The organism is Campylobacter showae CC57C (genome assembly GCF_000344295.2).
Taxonomy (GTDB): domain Bacteria; phylum Campylobacterota; class Campylobacteria; order Campylobacterales; family Campylobacteraceae; genus Campylobacter_A; species Campylobacter_A showae_B.
In genome coordinates this window covers 1-1,882 of the sequence record NZ_AOTD01000178.1, presented here as the reverse complement: position 1 = coordinate 1,882, position 1,882 = coordinate 1, and the positions used below count along the sequence as shown (strand labels likewise).

The window sequence follows — 1,882 nt, the reverse complement described above, 5'->3', positions numbered from 1 at the left end:
TATCTATATCTAGAAATATAATAGAAACACTAAAAGAAACATAATATTAATTAAGTATAATATTAATACTTTAAAAATATTTATTTAATTTTGTCTGGGAAATAGAAGCATTTTGCTCCGCCTGGAGCCTGGCGCATCTTAAAAGCATAGTTATTTATTTCGCTCAACTTTTTATAGAGTCTATGTGAACTAATATCAAAATTATATTTGCTTTTAAATAGTTGGTATACGTATTTTCTCTCGATCATCTTATGCTTGCAATATAATTTTTCAATATCTTTAAAGTTTGCTTCTGATGCCAATGGTTTAAATTTTATAATGTAATCTTCTGTATTATTTAATAATTCTTCGACAAATTCTGAAATACTGTCATCTTCTGTGAATGGCTTGGTTATGTCGATATCTTTGGGCGCTTTTAAGGGTTCTTTGCTTGTTGTGATATAGGCTCTTAGGATATTGGAAAAGTTTGCCAAATCTAAATATATATCAGATTCTATGTTTTCTACTGTATGTATTTCACCGCTCATACTTCGATATTTAAAATTGTTTATATCCCTAGTAACCTCAAAGACGGCATACTCACAATTTAGCTTATAAAACAAACACCGTTCTTTTGTTATAATAATTTTCTTACCCATAAAAATAGTGCCAGAATATTTGTTTGAGCCAATAATTTGTTCTAGCATATTTTTTCTATTCATATTGGATGTTGTTTCTGAGGTTATGTCGGTAAAGCTATATAAAAGTTTGTTTTGCAACTTATTTTTTATATCTTTAGATTTAAACGTATTATCGTTTATTTCTAGGCAATACTCTTGACCAAAAAGCGGTTTTAAAATTTTGTTTAAGAAAATGTCTATTACAGCTGTGTTGCTACCGCTAAAGATTAATATGCTATCTAGACTATATAAGCAAAATTGATGTATGCTTATATTTTTGACAAAACTAGACAGCCAGTTCATAATGTAGTTAAATTTATTAATATTATAATCCGAGAGATAATATATATATTGCAGTATTACAGATGTTGTAAAATCTTTTCTTTTATTGTTATTTAAATAAACAGTTGGCATAAAAATATTTTTATAAAAATCACCTGCAGGCGATTGAATAAATCCGCTATTGCCATATATATCAAATCTTTCTCCTTCTACTATAAATAGTTCAGAGATAATAAAAATATTATTGTATTGTATAACGGAATTCTCTGGTAGAGATTGAATGCTTTGTCCTTGATATGTAAGAGACTGTGAGAGAATATTTGTAGTTATAGGCCCAGAATGCTGCTCATTTTCTTTTTTGCATTTAATTTCATATTCTTCATAATCTTGAAAAACATATATTTTTCGTCTTAATAATCCCGCTAATAATTGCGCCATATCTTTCTTGTTGACATTTTTAACTTCATTGTTTCGTAAATGACAAATTTTCCCTGTTTTGTCTAACCAGAATATACTACCTTTTTGAGATAACTCGAATAAAATACTCTTATAATAAGAGCCATTATGGATATGGTACAAAGCATAAGGAAGGAGATAAGGCCGATAGCTTTCTGTATTGTTATTTATATGCAACTCGTAACCATTGCCTATTAAAACTTCTGGGCGAGTAATATCTTGCACCCAATTACAAACACAATCTGTTTGTAATTCGCAATGAGCATCATTATCTAGTCTTACCATACGCCACCTCTGCCTCTAGCTATAATTTGAATATAAAATTATACAATGATTTTTTAAGATTCACATTCAAACTATAAAGTAGCTAAAAAATGTGTACCCTAATGTGCACCCTTGAATAGAATTTTATGTCTTTTGGATTTTTATAAAAGCTTTAAAATAACGATATAATCGATGGTGCCCGAGGTCGGACTCGAACCGAC

Annotated in this window: 1 protein-coding gene; it reads right to left on the bottom strand. The window is 29.1% G+C overall.

Annotation, left to right across the window (positions count from 1 at the left end; all coding sequences use genetic code 11):
• Window positions 1-80 precede the first annotated feature (80 nt).
• Window positions 81-1,682 (bottom strand): hypothetical protein, encoded by a 1,602-nt coding sequence (locus H740_RS06815; RefSeq protein ID WP_002952675.1) that lies wholly within the window; start codon window positions 1,680-1,682, stop codon window positions 81-83.
• Window positions 1,683-1,882: the final 200 nt, after the last annotated feature.

Coding starts and splice junctions, on each gene's coding strand:
- H740_RS06815 (WP_002952675.1), bottom strand. CDS start 1,682: ATGGTAAGACTAGATAATGATGCTCATTGCGAATTACAAACAGATTGT.